15 protein-coding genes are annotated in these 15449 nt (G+C 69.3%); 8 read left to right on the top strand and 7 right to left on the bottom strand.

Annotation, left to right across the window (positions count from 1 at the left end):
• Nucleotides 1-24 precede the first annotated feature (24 nt).
• The 5 genes from KZC57_RS04935 to KZC57_RS04955 form a co-directional block, all read right to left on the bottom strand.
• Complete coding sequence (locus KZC57_RS04935; RefSeq protein ID WP_374206608.1) at nt 25-1308, bottom strand: ABC transporter permease; 1284 nt, start codon at nt 1306-1308, stop codon at nt 25-27.
• On the bottom strand, nt 1308-2615 hold the full coding sequence (locus tag KZC57_RS04940) for an ABC transporter permease (protein WP_060921495.1): 1308 nt from the start codon (nt 2613-2615) through the stop codon (nt 1308-1310). The genes KZC57_RS04935 and KZC57_RS04940 overlap by 1 nt, the downstream gene beginning before the upstream one ends.
• Nucleotides 2612-4126, bottom strand: coding sequence for an ABC transporter ATP-binding protein (locus KZC57_RS04945; protein WP_025105661.1), 1515 nt, complete (start codon nt 4124-4126; stop codon nt 2612-2614). Before KZC57_RS04945 ends, KZC57_RS04940 begins: the two co-directional genes overlap by 4 nt.
• A gap of 105 nt (nt 4127-4231) precedes the next feature.
• A complete protein-coding gene (locus KZC57_RS04950) occupies nt 4232-5350 on the bottom strand; it encodes a BMP family ABC transporter substrate-binding protein (RefSeq protein ID WP_217584132.1) in 1119 nt (372 codons plus the stop codon).
• Between the two features lie 147 nt (nt 5351-5497).
• Nucleotides 5498-6613: a mannose-1-phosphate guanylyltransferase gene (locus tag KZC57_RS04955; protein WP_060921492.1), complete on the bottom strand. Its 1116-nt coding sequence runs from the start codon at nt 6611-6613 to the stop codon at nt 5498-5500.
• Nucleotides 6614-6778: 165 nt separating this feature from the next.
• On the opposite strand from KZC57_RS04955, the gene sdhC reads away from it, so the two are divergent.
• The 6 genes from sdhC to KZC57_RS04985 all read left to right on the top strand — a co-directional run bounded on the left by sdhC (nt 6779) and on the right by KZC57_RS04985 (nt 12454).
• Nucleotides 6779-7213 carry a succinate dehydrogenase, cytochrome b556 subunit gene (gene sdhC, locus KZC57_RS04960; protein WP_082758508.1) on the top strand — a complete coding sequence of 145 codons (435 nt, stop codon included), beginning with the start codon at nt 6779-6781 and terminating at the stop codon, nt 7211-7213.
• Nucleotides 7213-7653: a succinate dehydrogenase hydrophobic membrane anchor subunit gene (locus KZC57_RS04965; protein WP_060921490.1), complete on the top strand. Its 441-nt coding sequence runs from the start codon at nt 7213-7215 to the stop codon at nt 7651-7653. The genes sdhC and KZC57_RS04965 overlap by 1 nt, the downstream gene beginning before the upstream one ends.
• Before the next feature lie 19 nt (nt 7654-7672).
• Complete coding sequence (gene sdhA / locus KZC57_RS04970; RefSeq protein WP_060921489.1) at nt 7673-9499, top strand: succinate dehydrogenase flavoprotein subunit; 1827 nt, start codon at nt 7673-7675, stop codon at nt 9497-9499.
• 2 nt (nt 9500-9501) lie between these two features.
• Nucleotides 9502-10269: a succinate dehydrogenase iron-sulfur subunit gene (locus KZC57_RS04975; protein WP_025105655.1), complete on the top strand. Its 768-nt coding sequence runs from the start codon at nt 9502-9504 to the stop codon at nt 10267-10269.
• A gap of 130 nt (nt 10270-10399) precedes the next feature.
• Nucleotides 10400-11605, top strand: coding sequence for a YihY/virulence factor BrkB family protein (locus KZC57_RS04980; protein ID WP_105950180.1), 1206 nt, complete (start codon nt 10400-10402; stop codon nt 11603-11605).
• 9 nt (nt 11606-11614) lie between these two features.
• Nucleotides 11615-12454 carry an exodeoxyribonuclease III gene (locus KZC57_RS04985; protein WP_060921487.1) on the top strand — a complete coding sequence of 280 codons (840 nt, stop codon included), beginning with the start codon at nt 11615-11617 and terminating at the stop codon, nt 12452-12454.
• Here KZC57_RS04985 and KZC57_RS04990 read toward each other — a convergent pair.
• On the bottom strand, nt 12448-13113 hold the full coding sequence (locus KZC57_RS04990) for a DUF4166 domain-containing protein (protein ID WP_247641181.1): 666 nt from the start codon (nt 13111-13113) through the stop codon (nt 12448-12450). The genes KZC57_RS04985 and KZC57_RS04990 overlap by 7 nt on opposite strands.
• Before the next feature lie 62 nt (nt 13114-13175).
• Between KZC57_RS04990 and trpS the strand changes: the two genes are divergently transcribed.
• Both trpS and KZC57_RS05000 read left to right on the top strand, forming a co-directional pair.
• A complete protein-coding gene (gene trpS, locus KZC57_RS04995; protein ID WP_082749972.1) occupies nt 13176-14180 on the top strand; it encodes a tryptophan--tRNA ligase in 1005 nt (334 codons plus the stop codon).
• A 26-nt stretch (nt 14181-14206) separates the two neighbouring features.
• Entirely contained in the window at nt 14207-14848 is a 642-nt protein-coding gene (locus KZC57_RS05000) for a hypothetical protein (protein ID WP_217584134.1), read from the top strand.
• 19 nt (nt 14849-14867) lie between these two features.
• Here the strand turns inward: KZC57_RS05000 and pth are convergent, their stop codons facing one another.
• Nucleotides 14868-15449, bottom strand: coding sequence for an aminoacyl-tRNA hydrolase (pth, locus tag KZC57_RS05005; RefSeq protein ID WP_025105649.1), 582 nt, complete (start codon nt 15447-15449; stop codon nt 14868-14870).

Genomic DNA, 15449 nt, shown 5'->3' on the forward strand with positions numbered 1-15449 from the left:
ATGGTTCCTTCTTCCCTGCGGGTTCTACGACTTGATGTACGGCTTGCCGCTGGCGGCAGGACCCCGGATCTGTCCGGCGAACCCGGCGACCGCGAGAAGCGTGACCACGTACGGCAGCATGAGCATGAACTCGCCGGGGATGGGCGTCTTCAGGATCGAGAGCAGGTTCTGCAGGTTCGTCGCGAAGCCGAAGAGCAGGGCCGCGAGCGTCGCGCGGATCGGGTCCCAGCGTCCGAAGATCACCGCGGCGAGGGCGATGAAGCCGAGCCCGGCCGTCATCTCTTTGCCGAACTGCGGGACCGAGACGAGGGTGAAGTACGCGCCGCCGATGCCGGCGATCGCGCCTGCGAGCAGCACGTTCCAGAACCGCGTCGGGTTCACCCGGATGCCGACCGTGTCGGCCGCCTGCGGGTGCTCGCCCACTGCGCGGAGGCGCAGGCCCCACTTGGTGCGGTACAGGCCCCACGCGACGACGGCCACGGTGATGAACATGAGGTACACGATGAAGGTCTGGTTGAACAGCACCGGACCGATGATCGGGATGTCGCTCAGCACCGGGATCTCGATGCGGGAGAAGCGCACCGGGGTGTTCAGCTCGGCCTCGTTCGGGGCCAGGAGCGCGCCGTAGAGGAATCCGGTGAGGCCCGTGACGAGGACGTTGAGCACGACACCGACGATGACCTGCTCGACGAGGTACTTGATCGCGAACGCCGCCAGCACGCTCGCGACGAGCACACCGCCGATCATGGCGCCGATGAGGCCCACGAAGGCGTTGCCGGTGATGCTGGACAGCAGCGCCGCCGAGAAGGCGCCGAGGAGCAGCTGTCCCTCGATGGCCACATTGACGACACCGGCCCGCTCGCCGATGACACCGCCGAGCGCGCCGAACACGAGCGGCACCGACAGCGACACGGCACCGAAGAGGAGGCTCGTGACGGGGACGAGGCCCCCGGCCGCGGCCCAGACGAGGAACGCGAACACCGCGAGCACGCCGTACGCCACGATGAGCCAGATCGACGGCGGACGGTACGTCCATGCCCGGAGGAAGGCCCCGACCGTGAGGACGACGAGCACGGCGAAGACCACCCAGAAGGTCGGCGCGGTGGGAAGCTCCACGTCGGGGAGCTCGAAGGCCGACGTGCGGTCGCCGAGCCGGAAGGTGCTGATACCGCTGCGCGGCACGGCGAGGAAGAGCACCGCCAGCAGCGCGGTGACGACCGCGAGGCTGATCGGCGCCTTGAGGTGGCGCTCCCGGACGGTGGCGAGCTGCACCGTGCCGTCGGCGGCTTCGGTCTGCACGAGCGACATCATGCCGTCACCGCCTTCTTCGCGGCCTTGGCTCTCGCCTTGGCCGCCTTCTCTGCGTCGGACTTGGGGAGGAAGAACACCGTGCGCAGCAGCGGCGGCGCGGCGATGAACAGCACGACGAGCGACTGCACGACGAGCACGATGTCGACGGGGATGTCCTGCGCCTGCATGGAGAACGAGCCCGCCTTGAGGGCGCCGAACAGGATTCCGGCTGCGAAGGTCCCCCACGCGCGGCTGCGCCCGAGGAGGGCGACCGTGATGGCGTCGAAGCCGATGCCGGCGTCGATGGTCTCGGTGACGCCGGTGGTGACGGCGCCCTGGAGCTGGTTCATCCCGGCGAGGCCGGCGAGGGCACCCGCGAAGAGCATCGCGTAGACGTAGACGCGCTTGACGCTGATGCCCGCGGCGCGAGCGGCGTGCGGGTTCTCCCCCACCGCGCGCATGCGCATACCCAGCGAGGAGCGCTCGATGAGCCACCACACGAACACCGTCGCGATGACCACGATGACGAAGCCGAGGTCGAGCAGCGGGAACTGCGGGCCGAGCAGGGTCGGGAACTGCGCGCTCTCCGGCGTGGCCGAGCCGAGCGCCTGGTTGGTCCCCGGCTTCTGCAGGAGCCCGGGCGTGCGGATCATCCACAGCAGCAGGTAGTACGCGATGTAGTTGAGCATGATCGTGAGGATCACCTCGTGCGCGCCCGTGCGAGCCTTGATGAGACCCGCGATGCCGCCCCAGAGCGCCCCGCCGGCGATACCGGCCAGCAGCGTGACGGGGAGGTGGAACCAGATCGGCAGGTCGAGGTTGAAGGTCAGCAGGGCCGCGACCGCGACACCGACAAGCATCTGACCCCGGGCGCCGATGTTGAACAGACCGACGCGGAACGCGAGCGCGACGCCCAGACCGGCGGCGATCAGCGGAGCCGCGAAGCCCAGCGTGTTCGTCAGCGGACGGATCTGCGCGGCGAAGTCGGCGCCGCGGGCGTTGAAGATCGCTCCGCGGAACAGCGCCTCGTAGCCGTTGTAGACCGCGTTCCAGGCCGCGACGAACGTGTCGCTCGGCTTGGCGAAGAAGTACCCGGAGGCCTTCTGCACGTCTTCGTTGGTGAACGCGATGAGGATGCCGCCGACGATGAGCGCGAGGACGATCGCCAGGATCGTCGTGACGGCGCTGCCGCGGAGGATCTCCTTGAGGACGACGTTGCCGCGCGGGGGCGGGGGCACCTCCTCCGCGAGGCCCGTGCTGGGCGGGAGCTGCTCGGGAGGCAGACCCTTCGTGACGTCTCCTGCACCGGGTGTCGCGCCGCTCACGCGGTCACCTCCGCATCGGCCGCTCCGGCCATCATGAGTCCGAGTGTCTCCCGGGGCGTGTCACCGGGGACGATGCCGACGATGGTGCCGCGGTACATGACCGCGATCCGGTCGGCGAGGGCGGCGACCTCGTCGAGCTCGGTCGAGACGACGATCACGGGGATGCCCGCGTCCCGCGTCTCGATGATGCGCTTGTGGATGAACTCGATCGAGCCCACGTCCACCCCGCGGGTCGGCTGCGCGGCGACGAAGAGCCGCAGTTCGCGGCTCATCTCGCGCGCGATCACGACCTTCTGCTGGTTGCCTCCGGAGAGGGTGCCCGCGGGGGTGTCCGGGCCCTGCGTGCGGATGTCGTACTCTGCGATGCGCTCCTTGGCGAAGTCCTCCAGGGCGCCGCGGCGCAGCGTCCCGGCCCGGCTGAACGCGGGATCGTCTGAGCGGTCGAGGATGAGGTTCTCGGCGACCGAGAATCCGGCGACGAGGCCGTCCTCGGTGCGGTCCTCCGGGACGAACCCGACACCGGCGTCGAGGATGCCGCGGACGCTCTTGCCCACGAGCTCGGTGCCGTCGAGGATGATGTTCCCCTCGACGCGTGCGGCGAGGCCGACGATGGCCTCGACGAGCTCGGTCTGGCCGTTGCCCTGCACACCGGCGACGGCGAGGACCTCGCCGGGTCGCACGGTGAAGTCGACGTCGTCGACGACGATGGCTCCGGTGGCGGTGAGCACGCGGAGGTTGCGGACCTCCAGGCCGCCCTCGCCCAGCCGCGGAGCCTCCTTGTGCACGGTCAGCTCGACCGCGCGGCCGACCATCAGCGATGCCAGTTCGGCGTTGGTGGCGGTCGGCGAGGCCTCCCCCACCACCCGACCGAGCCGGACGATCGTGATGCGGTCGGCGACCTCGCGCACCTCGCGCAGCTTGTGCGTGATGAAGACGATCGCGGTGCCCTCGTCCCGGAGCTGGCGCATGATCGCCATGAGCTCGTCGGTCTCCTGCGGCGTCAGCACGGCGGTCGGCTCGTCGAAGACGAGGACCTTGGCGTCGCGGGACAGCGCCTTGATGATCTCGACGCGCTGCTGCACACCCACCGGCAGGTCGCCGACGACGGCGTCCGGATCGATGTCGAACCCGAACCGTGCGGCGACCGCGCGCACGTGCTCGCGGGCCTTCGCGATGTCCAGCGTGCCGAGGCCCTTGGTCTGCTCGTGACCGAGCATGACGTTCTCGGCCACCGTGAACACCGGCACGAGCATGAAGTGCTGGTGCACCATGCCGATGCCGGCGGCCATCGCGTCGCCCGGGCCGCGGAAGTGCTGCACGACGTCGTCGAGGAGGATCTCGCCCTCGTCGGCCTGATACAGGCCGTAGAGCACGTTCATCAGCGTCGACTTGCCTGCGCCGTTCTCGCCGAGGAGAGCGTGGATCTGACCGGGTTCGACCACGAGATCGATGTGGTCGTTCGCCACGAGGCTGCCGAATCGCTTGGTGATGCCGCGAAGTTCGAGCTTCATATCTGCACCTTATCCAGAAGAGTCACGGAGGAGAATCGTCGCCGCCCACAGTGCGGGGCGAGTGGCAGCCTGCGCCACTCGCCCCGTGCTGGGTACGGCTCCGACTCAGCGGGTGGGAGAGTTCTCGGACTCCACCGTGATGTCACCGGAGATGATCTGCTCCTGCAGAGCGGACAGCTCGTCCGTCAGGCCCTCGGGCAGGTCCGCCTCGAAGTCGCCGAAGCCGGACAGCTTGACGCCCTCGTTCTCGAGCGTGCCGATGTAGGGCTCCGGGTCGAACTCGCCGGCGGCGGCCGCGAGCGTCGCGTCGCGGACGGCCACGTCGATGGCCTTCATGATCGAGACGAGCGTGATGTCGGCGACGCTGGGGTCGGCGACGGCGAGGTCGCTGTCGACACCGAGCATCAGCGTGTCCTTGCCGCTGTCGTTGATCGCCGCTGCGGCGCTCTGGTAGACCGGGCCGCCGACGGGGAGGATGACGTCGACACCCTGGTCGAGCACGCCCTGGGCGGTCTGCTTGGCGGTGTCGTTGGCGTCGAAGCCGCCCGTGAAGGAGCCCTTCTGGGTGGCGGCGTCCCAACCGAAGACCTGGACGTCGGCCGACTTGTCCTCGTTGTACTTCTCGACGCCGAGCTGGTAGCCGTCCATGAAGACCGCGACCGACGGGATCTGCATGCCGCCGAAGGTGCCGACCTTGTTCACGCCGGCCTCAGCGGACCAGGCGGCCGCCGCGTAGCCACCGAGGTAGGCGGCCTGGGCGGTGTCGAAGACGAGGGGCTTGATGTTCGGCGCGTCGGTGGTGCCGTCGAAGTCGTTGTCGGCCCAGTCGTCGATGATCGCGTAGTCGATGTCGGGGTTCGCGAGCGCGGACTCGACCGTGGCGGCGGACAGCTTGAAGCCGACCGAGACGATGAGCGAGCAGCCCTCGGAGACGGCGGTCTCGAGGTTCGGCGCGTAGTCGTTGTCGTTCGCGGACTCGAACTCCAGCGGCTTGATGCCGAGCTCTTCGGCGGCGCTGTCCATGCCCTCCTTGGCCGACTGGTTGAACGACTTGTCGTTCCAGCCGCCGGCGTCGGAAATGAGGCAGGGCTTGAAGTCGGAGTCGACGGGGGCGGATCCGCCCTCGGACTCGTCGGTCGGCGCCTGACCGCAGCCGGCAAGAGCGAAGACGACACCGGCGGCGACCGTCGCGCCGAGCAGCTTCTTGGTGGTGGAGATGGTCACGGATGCCTCCCTCAACGAACCCGCGGCCATCGCGGATCGATCAAAGTTACCTAGTGTTTCGACGTTCGTGCACGTCGGCCCCGGGCGGCCGGGCCAATGGTTACAAAGCTGAAATCAACCCTGCCGATGAGCACGCGCCGGTGCTCATCAGAGCACATCGCCCTGTCCGTTGAGTTTCAACGACTCCACCACGCCCTTCACCCGCTGCGCGTTCTCGACCGTCGTGACCAGGAGAGCGTCGGGGGTGTCGACCACGACGATGTCCTGCACGCCGACGAGGCTGATCACGCGCGTGGTCTGGCTGACGAGGATGCCGCTGGCCGCGTCGGTGAGTACCCGGGCACGGGGCCCGAGGACGGCGAGGTCGTTCTTGCGGCCGTTCGTGATGAGCTTCGTCAGCGACGCGAAGTCCCCCACGTCGTCCCAGTCGAAGTGCCCGGGGACCACGGCGAGGCGCCCCCGCCGCGCCGCCGGCTCCGCGACGGCGTAGTCGATCGCGATCTTCTTCAGCCGCGGCCAGATGCGGTCGACGGCGGGCCCGCGGAGCTCCCGGTCGTCCCAGGCCTCGGCGAGTTCGAGCAGACCGGCGTGCAGCGCGGGCTCATTGGCGGCGAGCTCGTCCAGCAGGACGCTCGCCTTCGCGATGAACATGCCCGCGTTCCACAGGTAGGTGCGCTCGGCGAGGTAGGCCTTGGCCGTCTCCAGATCCGGCTTCTCGACGAAGCTCTCGACGAGGGCCGCCTCCCTGGCGCGCTCGACGACCAGCTCCGGCCCCTTCTTGATGTAGCCGAAGCCGACCGCCGGCTCGGTCGGCGCGATGCCGATCGTGCAGATGTAGCCCTCCCTCGCCACCTCGACCGCGTCGCGGACGGCGAACTCGAAGACCCGCGTGCCCCGGATGACGTGGTCGGCACTGAACGAGCCGATGATCACGTCCGGGTTGCGCCGGTGCAGCACGGCCGCCGCCAGCCCGATCGCCGCCGCGGACTCGCGGGGCTCGGATTCCAGGAAGACGTTGAGGTCGGCGATGCCCGGCAGCTCCGCCTCCACCGCCGCTCGGTGCGCACGCCCGGTGACCACGGCGATCCGGTCCGGACCGGCGAGCGGCTCCAGACGGTCCCACGTGTCGCGCAGCAGCGAATGCCCGGACCCGGTGAGGTCGTGCAGGAACTTCGGGGCGTCCGCACGGGACAGCGGCCACAGCCGACTGCCGATGCCGCCGGCAGGGATGACCGCGTAGAAGTCTTCGATCGGCTCGCTCATGCAGGCCAGCGTAGCGGCGGGTCCGACTTAGGCTCCCCTTCGTCGCCCGGGGCGTCCGCGCGGGAATAGGATGGACACCGATCGGGCGTGCCTGACCCTCCTCCAGGCCAGATGTGGACGAAGCAGCGCACGCGACCGAAACACATCGATCCAGGGAGGACGACCGTGTCCACAAGCGCTCGCTTGACACCGTCGATTTCGGAAACCACGTCCAAGACCCCCCGCGGCACCCTCTACCGGGGTCGCGAAGGCATGTGGTCGTGGGTGCTTCACCGCATCACCGGAGTCGCCATCTTCTTCTTCCTGTTGGTGCACGTGCTCGACACGGCGCTGATCAGGGTGTCGCCGGAGGCGTACGACGCGGTCATCGGCACATACAAGAACCCGGTCATGGCGATCGGTGAGGTCGTGCTCGTGGCGGGCATCGTGTTCCACGCCATGAACGGCCTGCGCATCATCGCCGTCGACTTCTGGTCGAAGGGCGCCAAGTACCAGCGCCAGCTCTTCTGGGGCGTGCTGCTCGTGTGGGGCATCATCATGGCCGGCTTCGTGCCGCGCCACCTGATGCTCGCGTTCGCCGGCTTCGGAGGAGGACACTGATGACCGCCCAGACCGTCGCCGCCCCGGCCCGCCGCCAGCGCGGGATCAACCTCGAGAAGTGGGGCTGGGTCTTCATGCGCGTCTCGGGCGTCGTGCTCGTCGTGCTGATCTTCGGCCACCTCTTCGTCAACCTCATGGTCGGCGAAGGCATCCACGCCCTCGACTTCGCCTTCATCGCCGGCAAGTTCGCCACGCCGTTCTGGCAGTGGTGGGACGTGCTGATGCTCTGGCTCGCGCTCATCCACGGTGCCAACGGCATGCGGACGATCGTGAACGACTACGTGACCAACCCCACCGCCCGCAAGGCGCTCGTCTGGGCCCTCGGCCTGGCCGCGGGCCTGCTCATCCTCCTCGGCACCCTGGTCGTCTTCACGTTCGACCCGTGCCTGGGTGTGACCGAGTCGAGCACGCTGTGGGAGACCTGCCAGGCGCAGGGCTAGAAGAAGAGGCAAACGAGAAGTGACTACCCAGACGCAGGATTCCGTCGTCCGTGACGGCGTGCACTACCACCAGTTCGACATCGTCATCGTGGGCGCCGGCGGCGCCGGCATGCGGGCGGCCATCGAGGCCGGCCCCGGCGCGAAGACGGCCGTGATCTCCAAGCTGTACCCGACGCGCTCGCACACCGGTGCCGCGCAGGGCGGTATGGCGGCGGCCCTCGCGAACGTCGAGGAGGACTCCTGGGAGTGGCACACCTTCGACACCGTGAAGGGCGGCGACTACCTCGTCGACCAGGACGCGGCGGAGATCCTCGCGAAGGAGGCCATCGACGCGGTCATCGACCTCGAGAACATGGGTCTCCCCTTCAACCGCACCCCCGAGGGCAAGATCGACCAGCGTCGCTTCGGCGGTCACACGGCCGAGCACGGCAAGACCCCGGTCCGCCGCGCCTGCTACGCCGCCGACCGCACCGGTCACATGATCCTGCAGACGCTGTTCCAGAACTGCGTCAAGCTCGGCATCAACTTCTTCAACGAGTTCTACGTGCTCGACCTCATCACCGTGAAGGACGCGGCGGGCGCGACCCAGATCGCCGGCGTGGTGGCCTACGACCTCGCCACGGGCGAGCTGCACGTCTTCCAGTCCAAGGCCGTGATCTTCGCGACCGGCGGTTTCGGCAAGATCTTCAAGACGACCTCCAACGCGCACACCCTCACGGGCGACGGCGTCGGCATCGTCTGGCGCAAGGGCCTCCCCCTCGAGGACCTCGAGTTCTTCCAGTTCCACCCGACCGGCCTCGCCGGCCTCGGAATCCTCCTCACCGAGGGCGCCCGCGGCGAGGGTGCGATCCTGCGCAACGCCTCGGGTGAGCGCTTCATGGAGCGGTACGCCCCCACCATCAAGGACCTGGCGCCCCGAGACATCGTCGCGCGCTGCATGGTCCAGGAGGTCGCGGAGGGCCGCGGCGCCGGTCCCCACAAGGACTACGTGCTGCTGGACTGCACGCACCTCGGCGCCGAGGTGCTGGAGACCAAGCTCCCCGACATCACCGAGTTCGCCCGCACCTACCTGGGCGTCGACCCGGTCGTCGAGCCGGTGCCCGTCATGCCGACCGCGCACTACGCCATGGGCGGCATCCCCACGAACAACAACGGAGAGGTGCTCGCGGACAACGACACCGTCGTCCCCGGCCTCTACGCCGCCGGCGAGTGCGCCTGCGTCTCGGTGCACGGCGCCAACCGCCTCGGCACGAACTCGCTGCTCGACATCAACGTGTTCGGCAAGCGGTCCGGCCGCAACGCCGTCGAGTACGTCAAGACGGCCGAGTTCGTCCCGCTGCCGGAGAACCCCGCCGCCTTCGTCTCCGACATGCTCGAGGGCCTGCGCAACAACCAGGGCACCGAGCGGATCGCGGTCCTCCGCAAGACGCTGCAGGACGAGATGGACAAGGGCGCGCAGGTGTTCCGCACGCACGAGTCGCTGCAGCACGTCCTCGGCGTGATCGCGGAGCTCCGCGAGCGCTACAAGAACGTGCACGTCGACGACAAGGGCCACCGGTTCAACACCGACCTGCTCGAGGCCGTCGAACTGGGCTTCCTGCTCGACATCGCCGAGGTCGTCGTCTACGCCGCGCAGAACCGCGAGGAGAGCCGCGGCGGCCACATGCGCGACGACTTCCCGAAGCGCGACGACGAGAACTACATGAAGCACACCATGGCGTACCTCACGGGCGACCCGCACTCCTCCGACCCGAGCGACCACATCAAGCTCGACTGGAAGCCGGTCGTCTTCACCAAGAACGACAAGGGCGAGTTGAACTACCCGCCGATGGAGAGGAAGTACTGAGCATGTCGAACGCCATCGCCGAAGCGCCGGCCGAGACGACCGAAGACACCGGGATCCAGTCCTTCATCGTCACCTTCAACATCCGTCGGTTCGACCCCGAGGTCGACGCCGAGCCGCACTGGGTCGACTACGACGTGGAGCTCTACTCCACCGACCGCGTCCTCGACGCCCTGCACAAGATCAAGTGGGAGGTCGACGGCTCGCTGACCTTCCGCCGCTCCTGCGCGCACGGCATCTGCGGCTCCGACGCCATGCGCATCAACGGCCGCAACCGCCTGGCCTGCAAGACGCTGATCAAGGACCTCGACATCTCGAAGCCGATCTACGTCGAGGCCATCAAGGGCCTGCCGCTGGAGAAGGACCTCGTCGTCGACATGGAGCCGTTCTTCGCGTCGTACCGCGAGGTGCAGCCGTTCCTCGTCGCGAACTCCGTGCCGGAGAAGGGCAAGGAGCGCACGCAGTCCATCGCCGACCGCGAGATCTTCGACGACACCACCAAGTGCATCCTCTGCGCCGCGTGCACCTCGTCGTGCCCCGTGTTCTGGACCGACGGGCAGTACTTCGGCCCGGCCGCGATCGTCAACGCGCACCGCTTCATCTTCGACTCGCGCGACGACAACGCCGCGGTGCGTCTCGACATCCTCAACGACAAGGAGGGCGTCTGGCGCTGCCGCACGACCTTCAACTGCTCCGAGGCCTGCCCCCGTGGCATCGAGGTCACCAAGGCCATCGCCGAGGTCAAGCAGGCGGTCCTCCGCGGCCGTCCCTGACGCCGACACAGGCATTCACGCGAGAACAGGCGGTCCCGGACGGGGCCGCCTGTTCTCGTGTCTGCGCCTGTTCTCGCGGAGGCAGGCAGGGCGCGCGAAGGCGGGGCCCGCGCTTGGGTAGGGTGGGGGCGTGTCCGAGCCCGGTTCGGCGACCGACGGTCGCCTCGATGCCGCGGTCGAGCGCGCGACCGCGCTGACCCGGCGTACCCTCGGCCTCTTCCCGGTGCGGGTGTGGCGGCACTTCCTGCAGCACAACGGCTTCCTGCTCGCCGCCGGGGTGAGCTACCAGGCGCTGTTCGCCATCTTCGCCGCGATCTACCTCGCGTTCGCCATCGCGGGTCTCTGGCTCGGCGGCAGCGAGGAGGCGGTGAACGGGCTCATCGACATCATCAACAACTACATCCCGAACCTCATCCTCGACGAGGGCGGCGTCTTCACCCCCGCGCAGGTGCAGGAGATCGCCTCGAACACCAGCGGGTTCCTCGGCATCACCGGTCTCATCGCCCTCGGCACGGTGATCTGGACCGCGATCGGGTGGGTGACCTTCTCCCGGCGGGCCGTGCGGGACATCTTCGGCCTCGAGCCCGACCGGCGCAGCTACCTCCTCCTCAAGGCGCGCGACCTGCTCGCCGCTCTCATCTTCGGAGTCGCTCTCATCGTCGGCTCCGCACTGAGCTCGGCCAGCGCCGCGGTCCTCAGCTGGGTGCTGTCGCTGCTGGGCTGGGATGCCGGCTCCGACGGCCTCAACATCAGCATCCGGATCGGCACCGTCCTGGTGTCGTTCGTCCTGCTGACGGGAGCGCTGGCGGCGATGGTGCGCTTCCTCACCGGCACCTCGCTGCACTGGGGCACCATCTGGCCCGGCGCCCTCCTCGGCGGCGCGGCCATGACGGTGCTGCAGTTCGGGGTCGGGTTCCTGTTGAGCTACACGCCGTCGAACCCGCTGCTGGCGACCTTCGCGATCTTCGTCGGACTGCTGCTGTGGTTCCGGGTGAACGGGGTGGTCATGCTCGTCGCCGCCTCGTGGATCGCCGTCGCCGCCCAGGACCGCGACCTCCCGCTCTTGCTGCCGACGGAGGCCGAGCGGCGGGTGGCCGAACACGCCACGCTGCTCTCCGCGGCACGGATCCGCTTGCGCGACGCCCGGGCCGCGCGCGACGAGGCCCCGTGGTACCGGAGCTGGGCCGCCGGGCACGCCGTCCGCGCGGCGGAGGACGAGGTCGCGCGACTGGAGGCCTCCGCTCCCCCGCCCGCACCCCCGACCTCCCCTCTCGCGCAGCGCCTGCTCTCCGAGCTCGACCACCGTCAGAACCGCGATGTCGGCGGTGCTCGTTAGGCTGGAGGAATGCCTCACCTGCGTATCGCCTCGGTCAATGTCAACGGGATCCGGGCGGCCGCCCGCAACGGGATGAGCACGTGGCTGGACGCCGCGGACATCGACATCCTCACCCTTCAGGAGGTGCGCGGGCAGGACGAGCACATCGAGGCTGCCCTCCCCGGCTGGACCTTCGTTCACGATGAGGCCACGGCCAAGGGGCGAGCGGGCGTCGCGATCGCCAGCCGCCTCCCCGCGCTCGCCTCCCGGGTGGACTTCGGCCCGGAGGACTTCGACTCCAAGGGCCGCTGGATCGAGGCCGACTTCCTGATCGGCGACCGTCCGCTCACCGTCGTCAGCGCCTACGTGCACTCCGGCGAGGCCGACACCCCGAAGCAGGACGAGAAGTGGAAGTTCCTCGATGCGTTCGAGGCTCGACTGGCGAGTCTGAACACCGACGGCGCCCTCGCGCTCGTCACCGGAGACCTCAATGTGGGGCACCGCGAGCTCGACATCAAGAACTGGCGCGGCAACCGCACCAAGGCCGGCTTCCTGCCGCGCGAACGCGCCTACTTCGATCGCTTCCTCGGTGAGGCCGGGGCCTCGGTCACCGGCGTCGACGGCTCGGTCGGCACCGGTCTGGGCTGGGTGGACGTCGGCCGCCGCTTCCATGGCGAGGTGGACGGGCCGTACACCTGGTGGTCCATGCGCGGGAAGGCCTTCGACAACGACTCGGGATGGCGCATCGACTACCACCTGGCCACGCCCGCTCTCGCCGAGCGCGTCCAGGCGTATCACGTGGCCCGTGCGGCCGCGTATGACCAGCGCTGGAGCGACCACGCGCCGGTCGTCGTCGACTACACCTACTGACGCGGTTCCGGCCGCTCGGAGGGCGACGGCGGCGACTCGCGATACCATCCGCGATACTCCAGAACGGTGCCGAGCACGGGGTTCACGGCGCGCATGTCGATGGTGCGACGGCGGTGCTCGGCGTCCCAGCCGTCGACGAGGTCCACGCGCACGCCGAGCGGACCGGGCAGAGCGAACCGCCGACCGAACAACCGCAGGGCGACCCGGACGGTGCGCATCCGCAGGAAGCCCTCCGCCGTCACGCTGCACTCCTCGATGAGCTCCACGCGGCCGCGGGCGCCGAGGAGATTCCGGACCAGTCCCGGCCGCACGCTCACCGTCAGCCGGTCCACGATCCGTTCGGTCCGCCCGGGGAAGAGGAACTCGCGGGTGGAGTCCAGTGTCGCGCGGCCCGTCTCCGCGCGTCCGGTCGTCGTGCGGAGGACGAACCGGACGTCTCGTCCCGATGTCGGCACCAACAGCCCCGGTCCGACGATCGGACGCGCGAGAGCCGCCCAGCGGCCGAACCGGCTCCCCGCGACCGCGAACATCCCCTCCGCGTGCCCCGCCGGCCCCGGAGCGCGGTACTGCGCGAGGATCTCCGGATGGAGACGCTCCGCTTCCGCGCCCAGGGCATCGAGGAACACCTGTCCGCGTCTCAGGGGCATGCCGTCCGTCATGACGTCAGCGTAGGGGATGCGGCGACGCCGGGCTTCGCCGCGCAGACGCATAGGATTGACGGGTGAACAAGCCTCGTCTCTACTCCGGAATGCAGCCCTCCGCCGACTCCCTCCAGATCGGCAACTACATCGGCGCGCTCCTGCAGTGGCGGGAGCTCCAGACCTCGTACGACGCGTTCTTCTCCGTCGTCGACCTGCACGCCCTCACGGTCGCCCAGAACCCGGCCGAGCTGCGCGAGAAGACCCGCCGTACCGCCGCGCAGTACATCGCCGCGGGCATCGAGCCGTCGCAGTCGACGCTGTACGTGCAGTCGCACGTCCGCGCGCATGCCGAGCTCGCCTGGATCCTCAGCACGATCACCGGCTTCGGCGAGGCCGGACGCATGACCCAGTTCAAGGACAAGTCGGCCCGCTACGGCGCCGATGCGACCAGCGTCGGCCTCTTCACCTATCCGGTGCTCATGGCCGCCGACATCCTGCTCTACCAGACCGACGTCGTGCCGGTCGGCGACGACCAGAAGCAGCACGTAGAGCTCACCCGCGACCTCGCGGAGCGCTTCAACTCGCGGTTCGGCGAGACCTTCACGGTGCCGGTCCCGGTCATCCAGAAGGAGACGGCGAGGATCTACGACCTGCAGAACCCGACGGCGAAGATGTCGAAGTCGGCCGAGAGCGATGCCGGTGTGCTGTGGATGCTCGACGACCCGGCGAAGTCGGCGAAGAAGATCATGCGCGCGGTGACCGACAACGAGGGCACCGTGCGGTTCGATCGGGAGGCCAAGCCCGGCGTCTCGAACCTGCTGACCATCTACGCCGCCCTGACCGGCCGTCAGATCCCGGCGATCGAGGACGAGTACGCGGGCCGCGGCTACGGCGACTTCAAGAAGGGCCTCGCCGAGGTCGTCGTGGAGGAGTTCGCCCCGGTGCGCGACCGTGCCCTCGAGCTCCTCGACGACCCGGCGGAGCTCGACCGGATCCTCGCCGAGAACGCCGCCCGTGCCGACGCCGTCGCCGATCGCACGCTGTCCGACGTGTACGACCGCGTCGGACTGCTGCGCCGGGTGTGAGCCGCAGCCGACCCTAGGATGACATCGTGACCGATCCGCAGCTGCCCCCTCCGCCCGGCGCCGTGCCACCCCTGCCCCCGGCGACCTCGGTCCCGCAGGAGCCGGCATCCGGTGCGGTCCCGCCGCCCGCGTATCCGTCGGCGCCGCCTGCTCCTCCGGCAACGTACCCGCCCGCCGGCGGATACGGCCAGCCGGCACCCCCTGCCGCGCCTCCCGGGGCGTATCAGGTGCCCGTGGGCGGCTACGCGGCACCGTCCGGCACGTACACCGCGCCGGACGCCGCGCCGAAGCCCTCGGGATTCCTCGGCCTGCTCGCTCTCGGCCTCTCGATCCTCGCGGCCGTCGTCATGCCGATCATCGGCGGCGTCAGCGCGTTCGAGGTCGGCCGCCGCATCCCGCAGGGCTTCAGCGGCTCCACGGGCAATCTCGGATTCCTGTCCCCCGCGCGCGACCAGGTGCTGTGGACGGAGCTGTCCTTCTGGGCCGGGACGGTGCTCGGCATCGCCGCGATCGTGCTGGGGATCATCGCGATCCGCCGCAAGCAGGGGCGCGGAGCGGGCATCGCCGCGCTCATCGTCGCCGTCCTCGGCGCGATCATCTTCTTCGTCGCCGTCTTCACCGCTTTCGCCGTCGGCGGGGCGGCGGGGTACGCCACCTTCACCACCTGACACGCGGCGCGCCGCGTCCTCAGCGAGGGGCGTGGTGCTTCTGCTGCGCGGCGAGCAGCCCCTCGTCGACGAGGAGCTCGACGGCGTCGGCTGCGTCGCCCACGAGGAGGGGCAGGTTCGCGCGCTCGTCCTTGCCGAACGGGGAGAGCACCCAGTCGGCGGGGTCCTGACGCCCCACCGGCCGGCCGATGCCCACGCGCACCCGGGGGAAGTCCGGGCTCGTGAGCGCTCGCGCGATGTCGCGGACGCCGTTGTGCCCGCCGTGGCCTCCCCCGGTCTTGAGCTTGACCGTGTCGAACGGGATGTCGAGCTCATCGTGCACGACGACCACGTGATCGAGGGGGACGGAGTAGAAGCGGGCGAGCGCCGCGACGGGCGTACCCGAGACGTTCATGAACGTGTTCGGCTTCGCGAGCACGAGCTTGTCGGCGCCGGGGCGGAGCCAGGTCTCCACGACGCGCGCGCCGCCCTTGTGCTCCCGGAAGCTCTCGCCGCGCCGGGCCGCGAGCTCGTCGACGACCATCTGGCCGATGTTGTGGCGGGTCGCCTCATAGCGGGGTCCGGGGTTGCCGAGACCGACCACGAGCCAGGTCGCTGCCAT

This window comes from Microbacterium sp. KSW4-4 (genome assembly GCF_023091185.1).
GTDB lineage: Bacteria > Actinomycetota > Actinomycetes > Actinomycetales > Microbacteriaceae > Microbacterium > Microbacterium paraoxydans.